The sequence below is a fragment of the Polaromonas sp. P3_C2 genome, assembly GCF_056402675.1.
In genome coordinates, this window is sequence record NZ_JBFUGX010000187.1 from 1 (window position 1) to 6860 (window position 6860).

At 62.9% G+C, this 6860-nt stretch carries 6 protein-coding genes and 1 pseudogene; 2 read left to right on the forward strand and 5 right to left on the reverse strand.

The window, feature by feature from the left end; genetic code table 11:
* A pseudogene (locus AC1DWI_RS09920) lies at nt 1-459 on the reverse strand (2-keto-4-pentenoate hydratase); the annotation flags it as partial.
* Nucleotides 460-691: 232 nt separating this feature from the next.
* Here AC1DWI_RS09920 and AC1DWI_RS09925 point away from each other — a divergent pair.
* Nucleotides 692-1870 (forward strand): fumarylacetoacetate hydrolase family protein, encoded by a 1179-nt coding sequence (locus tag AC1DWI_RS09925; RefSeq protein WP_477669933.1) that lies wholly within the window; start codon nt 692-694, stop codon nt 1868-1870.
* A 15-nt stretch (nt 1871-1885) separates the two neighbouring features.
* Nucleotides 1886-2617, forward strand: coding sequence for a 7-cyano-7-deazaguanine synthase QueC (queC, locus tag AC1DWI_RS09930; RefSeq protein WP_477669932.1), 732 nt, complete (start codon nt 1886-1888; stop codon nt 2615-2617).
* Here queC and AC1DWI_RS09935 read toward each other — a convergent pair.
* The 4 genes from AC1DWI_RS09935 to AC1DWI_RS09950 all read right to left on the reverse strand — a co-directional run.
* Complete coding sequence (locus tag AC1DWI_RS09935) at nt 2590-2916, reverse strand: antibiotic biosynthesis monooxygenase family protein (RefSeq protein ID WP_477669931.1); 327 nt, start codon at nt 2914-2916, stop codon at nt 2590-2592. The genes queC and AC1DWI_RS09935 overlap by 28 nt on opposite strands.
* A gap of 35 nt (nt 2917-2951) precedes the next feature.
* Entirely contained in the window at nt 2952-4571 is a 1620-nt protein-coding gene (locus tag AC1DWI_RS09940; protein ID WP_477724761.1) for an MFS transporter, read from the reverse strand.
* Nucleotides 4572-6362 (reverse strand): ABC transporter ATP-binding protein/permease, encoded by a 1791-nt coding sequence (locus AC1DWI_RS09945; protein ID WP_477669929.1) that lies wholly within the window; start codon nt 6360-6362, stop codon nt 4572-4574.
* 17 nt (nt 6363-6379) lie between these two features.
* Nucleotides 6380-6860, reverse strand: a 481-nt coding sequence (locus tag AC1DWI_RS09950) for a 5'-nucleotidase (protein ID WP_477724762.1), incomplete at its 5' end; no start/stop codon positions are given.

Below are 6860 nucleotides of genomic sequence, written 5' to 3' on the forward strand. Positions count from 1 at the left end.
GTCGGCCAGCAGTTCGGGAAAAGGCAGGCTGCTGTGGTCCGTGTAGCGGCTGGCACAGATTTCCAGCGCGGCATGGACGGAGCCAATGGCTGCATCCACCTCAGCCTCGGTGTAGGGCTGCGCGCGCGGGGGCAGGTCTTTGGCCAGTACAAAAGCCAGTTCCGGCTCAACCACCACGGCGGCGGCACCTGCAGGAAAATGCACGGTGCATGTTGCGGCGCGGCTGAGGGTGGGCTGGTAAATGGGTGCGGCTACCAGCTTGCCGGGGCTGGGCGGTGAGGCCTTCCAGCCGGCCACCGGCTGGCCCAGCCGGCGGGTGACTTCCTGCTGCGCCTGCCAGCCGTCTTCCAGGTCGGCAGGACGGCAGCTGTCGGGCAAGCGTGGGCCCGCCTTTCCCGTGGTTCGCCTTGCTATTAATTCGATAGCTGCTTGCGCAAGTTTTTCGGGGGCTAGAGGCATATTTGACTTAAAAATCAGGGGTGTGAAGGTTTGGCTGCCTCCCGGGTGGCATGAAGGCAGTGTCCCGCAAGCGGGTGCGTTTCAGTGTAGCGGGCTTGCCTGGGGCCGAGACGTGTGCGTGCGCTTTTCCTCAACCCTCAGCGGGGTGCCTGGGCGCCTCGTACTTCCTTGTACTATTGACAGCTTCATACGCTTTTCTGTGCTGCCCTTCCTGTTCCTCCCTTCCAACATCATGAAAAACTCCCTGAGCCCTGCTTCCACCCTGCCTGTTGACGCCGCTGATGCCTTGCTGGTGGGGCGTGTCTGGATAGAAGGCACTGGCCCGGTGCTGGCTTTGGTCACACCCGACGGTGTGTATGACCTTTCCAGCGTCGCGCCGACCGCCAGCCAGCTGCTGGAATTGCCGGGTGTCGCCAAGGTTGTGCGGGCCGCTGCGGCGAAGCTGCCGCGGCTGGCGAGCACGGCCGAAGTGCTGGCCAATTCCGCTGAGGATGCGCATGACACCAGGCTGCCCTGGCTGTTGGCGCCATGCGACCTGCAGGCGCTGAAAGCCTCGGGTGTGACGTTTGTCGAATCGATGCTGGAGCGCGTGATTGAAGAACAGGCGGGCGGCGACGCCAGCAAGGCCGATGGAGCGCGCAAGGCGGTGATCGCCGTGATCGGCGAGAACCTGGGCAGCATCAAGCCCGGTTCGCCCGAAGCGGCCCAGCTCAAAGATGTGCTGATCGCCCAGGGCATGTGGTCGCAGTACCTGGAAGTGGGCATCGGCCCCGACGCGGAAATCTTTACCAAGAGCCAGCCGATGAGCGCGGTCGGCACGGGCGCCGAAGTGGGCATACACCCTGGCAGCGACTGGAACAACCCCGAACCTGAAGTCGTGCTGGCCGTGAACTCGCGCGGCGAGACCGTGGGCGCCGCTTTGGGCAACGACGTGAACCTGCGCGACTTTGAAGGCCGCAGCGCACTGCTGCTGGGCAAAGCCAAAGACAACAACGCATCGTGCGCGATCGGCCCCTTCATCCGCCTGCTCGACGAACGCTTCACCATCGACCATGTGCGCAGCAGCGACCTGAGCATCACCGTCACAGGGCCTGAGGGCTTTGTGATGAAGGGTGGCAGCTCGCTGAAAAAGATCAGCCGCGACCCGCTGGACCTGGTGGCGCAAGCCATTGGCGCCAACCACCAGTACCCCGACGGCTTCATGCTTTTCCTGGGCACCATGTTTGCCCCCACGCAAGACCGCCACGGCCCGGGCCAGGGCTTTACCCACGTGGTGGGTGATGTAGTGACGGTGGCCACGCCGCAGCTGGGCAGCCTGGTGAACCGCGTCACGACTTCCGACAAGGCTGCGCCGTGGACCTTCGGCATTTCGGCGCTGATGAAAAGCCTGGCCAAGCGCAAGCTGCTGTAAAAAAGGAGAGGGCGGATGCATACCTCTGCATTGGTGCTGTTTTCCGGCGGACAGGACTCCACCACCTGCCTGGCGCAGGCGTTGTCGAAATACGAACGTGTCGAGACGGTGGCTTTTGACTACGGCCAGCGCCACAAGGTAGAGCTGGAAGCGCGGCTCAATGTGCTGCGCGAAATCAAACAGCAGTTCCCACAGTGGGCCCACAAGATCGGTGAAGACCACCTGCTGGACCTGGCGGTGCTCGGGCAGGTCAGCGACACCTCATTGACACGTGACGTCGCTTTCAAGATGGAAAGCTCGGGCCTGCCCAACACTTTTGTGCCGGGGCGCAACCTGCTGTTCCTCACGCTCGCAGCGGCGCTGGCTTACCGGCGAGATTTGCAGGTGCTGGTCACCGGCGTTTGCGAAACCGATTTTTCAGGCTACCCCGATTGCCGCGACGACACCATCAAGGCCATGCAGCTGGCGCTGTCGCTGGGCATGGACAAACGCTTTCTGATCGAGACGCCGTTGATGTGGATCGACAAGGCCGACACCTGGCGGCTGGCGCATGACATCGGTGAAAAATCAGGCGAGCCCAACGGCGGTGAAGCGCTGGTGAACCTGATCGTGGAACACACGCACACATGCTACCTCGGTGATCGTGTGCACCGGCATGCCTGGGGCTATGGCTGCGGCACCTGCCCGGCCTGCGAATTGCGGGCCAGAGGTTTCGCAGGCTATGTGGACGGGCTTTCGAAACCGTAGTCGCGTTCTACCTTTGCGATTCGGGTCTTGTAATGCGTGTACCAGTCGCTGCGACCCGTTTGCTGCGCCACCAGGTGCTCGGCATTCATTTTCCAGGTCTTGATGGACGCCAGGTCTTGCCAATAGCTCACCGTGATGCCCAGGCCTTCGCGGGCTGATTCGACGCCCAGAAAGCCCGGCTGCTGCGTGGCCAGCGCCACCATGCGGTCGGCCATGTCGCCGTAGCCCTTGTCGCCTTCGGTTCGTAATGACGTGAAGATCACGGCGTAGTAAGGGGCTGGGGGTGTGGCTGCAATCACAAAAATACTCCGTGGTTGGTGGCTAAAAAATGCCGCTAGCTTCTGCCGGGTGGCTCGACGATGCTGCGGRTGACAAGCGGGGGTTCTTCACCCAGGTGAAATCCGAGTTTGCGTTCGCGCAGCGCCACGTCGCTGGCCGTCACGCGGTCAAAGCGGCGCAGGTGCTCGGTCCATGACTCGTCAATGATCTGCTCGATGTAATGGCCGGGCTTGTTGACGTCGCGCAGCAGTTCCCACTCAAGTGCACCCTGGCGCAGGCGGCTGCGGCGGCTTTCCTGCATCAGCGCGCGAAAATCGTCGGCGCGCGCCAGGTCTATCTGGTAGTGAATCCTCACCACCACGCGGCCTGCACCGGGCGGCTCTTCGGCCACCGGCGCCTTGAACTGGCGCGACGGGGTCAGGTCTTCTTCAATGCTGAGGTCCGACACGAGGTACTGCGCCACCATCATCACGATCGAGCCGCTGGCGGCGGCCATCAGCAGGCCGGTGGACACGCTGGTGAGGCCCGCCACATGGCCCCAGAGCGCCGCACCCGCTGCGCTGGCGCCCATGATGGCCATCTGGTACATCGACATGCCGCGCGCGCGCACCCAGTCGGGCAATGACAGCTGGGCCGACACGCTGAGCGAATTGGCACAGGTGATCCAGGCCATGCCGTTGAGCAGCATGGCGGGCACGGCCACATACACATTGGGCGCGAAGGCCATGGCGGCGGTGGACGCCGTCTGCAGCAGTGTGGAGCGCATCACCAGCACATCGCGCGGCATCATCTGGCGCAGCCGCGCCAGGTTCAGCGCCGCGATGATGGCGCCCGTTCCCATGGACGCCAGCAGCAGCGTGAAGGTGCCGGCGTCGCCGCCGTGCAGGCCGCGCGCCACCAGCGGCAGCAAAGCCAGCAGGGCGGTGGAGTGAAAAAAGAAAATCGCTACGCGCAGCAGCACCGCACGCAGGCGCGCCGACTGGCTCACAAACTGCAGGCCGACGCGCATGGCGCTGACCAGGCGCTCGCGCCCCAGCGGGCTGGGTGCGTGGTCGCGCCGCCAGCGCATGATGACAAAGCCCGAAATGACCGACAGCACGGCGTTGAGCACAAACACGTATTCGGTGCCGGCGCCGGCAATCAAAGCGCCGGCAACGAGCGGGCCGACGATGCGCGAGGCGTTCATCGAAACACCGTTGAGCGCCAGCGCGGCGGGCAACTGCACGCGGGGAACCAGCTCGGGCACGATGGCGGCAAACACCGGCCAGCGCATGGCCAGGCCCACGCCGTTGGCAAAGGTCAGCGCCAGCAGCAGGGGCGGCGTCATGACATCCGAGATCACGGCGATGCACAGCAGCGTGGCCACCACCGCCACCCAGAACTGCGTCATGATGAAGTAGCGGCGCCTGTCCAGGATGTCGGCCAGTGCGCCGCTGGGCAGCCCCAGCAAAAACACCGGCAGCGTGGAGGCCGACTGCACCAGCGCCACCCAGAGGGGCGAGGTGGTCATCGAGGTCATCATCCAGGCGGCCGCCACATCGTTCATCCACATGCAGATGTTGGCGACCAGCCAGGTGCTCCACAGCATGCGGAACACGGGGCGCTTGATGGGCGCCCAGGCGGAGAGGGATTCAGCCGTTACCGGCTCGGGGGTTCTTGCGGCTTCCTCGGGCATTCAGGGCGCTTCCTGTGCGGCACGCTGGTTCAGCGTGAACAGCGCGGGTGAGCCTTCGGGCAGCTTTTCGAAAGCCCAGGTCTTGTTGTGAAAGGCCGCCACGTTGGGCCGATGGGCGATCGAGATGATCGCGCCTCCCGATGTTTTGACGAGCGCCAGCAAACGTTCATACAGCGTTTTTTCAGCCGCCTCATCGAGCGCGCTGGTGGCTTCGTCCGCAAAAATCCATTTGGGTTTCTTCAGCAATACCCGGGCGATGGAAAGGCGCTGCTGCTCCCCTCCCGAAAGCTTTTGGCTCCAGGCGTCTTCTTCGTCCAGCCGTGCGGCGAGTTCGGGCAGCAGGGCTTCGTTCAGGGCTTGCTTCAGCGCATCGTCGGTGTAGCTTGCCGCCAGTTCGGGGTAAGCCAGTGCATCGCGCAGGGAGCCGTTCGGGAAATACGGGCGCTGCGGGATGAACATGGCGTTTTCAGGTCGGGCGATGCGGCCGGTGGCAAACGGCCAGATGCCTGCCAAAGCGCGAAAAAGGGTGGACTTTCCGCTGCCGGAMGGGCCCCTGAGCAGAATGTGGTCGCCGGCGTCGGCATGCAGTTCGACGCCTGTCAGGAGAACGGTTCCGGTCGGCAGGGCCAGATTGAGGTCGCTCGACGTGAGCGATGTGGACGCACTGGTGACCAGGCCGACGTTGTCTTTTGCCTGCGCAATCATGCTGTCTTCGAAGCTTGTCAGGCGATCTGTTGTCGCGCGCCAGCTGGCGAGATTGTCGTAGTTATCCACAAACCAGCTGAGTGAGTCCTGAACCTTGCCGAAGGTCGAGGAAATCTGAATCAGCTGGCCAAGCTGGATTGCTCCGCCGAAGAAGCGAGGTGCCGCAACAAGGAACGGAAAAATCAAGGCAGCCTGGCCGAAGAAGCTCTGGAACCAGATGAGTTTTTTGTTGGCGCGTATCAGGTTCAGGTAGTTCGCCAGCACCGTCGTGAAACGACCATCGAGCTGGCTGCGCTCCACCGCCTCGCCATGGTCCAGCGCAATGGATTCGCTGTATTCACGCGCCCGTACCATGTGGTGGCGAAAATTGGCTTCGTAGCGCTGCTGCAAGAAGTTGAGTTTGATCAGTGGCCGACCGATGTAATGCGCCAGCACGCTGCCGACCAGGCAATAGGCCACCGCGGCCCAGACCATGTAACCCGGTATGAAATAGCTGCTTCCGCCCAGGGTGAAGTCCAGCGGACCCGACTGAACCCAGAGAAGGCCGACAAAACTGACCAGCGTCACGACCGCATTGAGCAGGCCCATGCTCAGTGTGATCGTGGAGGTGGTAAAAGACTGCACGTCTTCCTGAATCCGCTGGTCCGGGTTGTCCGGGCTGGCGTTGATATCGGTTGTCGCCGAATAACGCGCGAGCTCCATCTTGTAGAAGGCGTGGTGCGACAGCCAGCGGCGCAGGTAGTCGCGTGTCATCCACGCGCGCCAGCGCATTTGCAGCAACTGGGTCAGGTAGAACTTGTAGACGGCGATGATGATCGCGCCAAAGGCCAGATAGCTGAACCGGCCCATCTGCTGCCAGAAGACGACCTGGTCGCGTTTTTCAAGTGCGTCATAAAACACGCGGTACCAGTCGTTGAACTGCACTGCCATGTAAACCGTGCCGAGGTTGAGCAGCACGATGGCCACCAGCAGCAGGCGAGCCTTCCATTTTTCCTCGGACCGGAAGTAAGGGGCGGCCAGTGCGGCTATCCGCCTGGCAAAAAGACTGAATGCGGTAAATTTTGCGAAAAGACTGGACGGATTCATGAAAGCCCTTTCGCGGCTCAGGAAAGCTGGTTGGAAACACCACTGGCCACGTGGCCCGAGGGAACATGCTGCGAGGCGGAGTGCACGTGACCGGTCTGGTCGTCGAAGAAAAAGTCGGGCTCGAATTCGCGCAGGAATTCGCCTTTGGCGAGACCCCCCAGGAACATGGCTTCATCGACCTCAATGTTCCAGTCCATCAGCGTGCGGATGGCGCGTTCATGCGCGGGCGCGCTGCGGGCGGTAACCAGGGCCGTGCGTATGCGCATGTGCGAGGTGCCGACCTGCTGCAAACGGTGCAGCGCTTCAAGCAGGGGTTTGAACGGGCCGGCCAGCAGCGGCTGTGTGGCCTTGTCGCGTTCGTGCTGCTGGAAGGCGGACAGGCCCTGCGCCTGGAAGACGCGCTCGGCTTCGTCCGAAAACAGCACCGCGTCACCGTCGAAGGCGATGCGCACTTCGTTGGGGTGCGCGTCGCTGGCACGCACTGAATGCGGATAGACC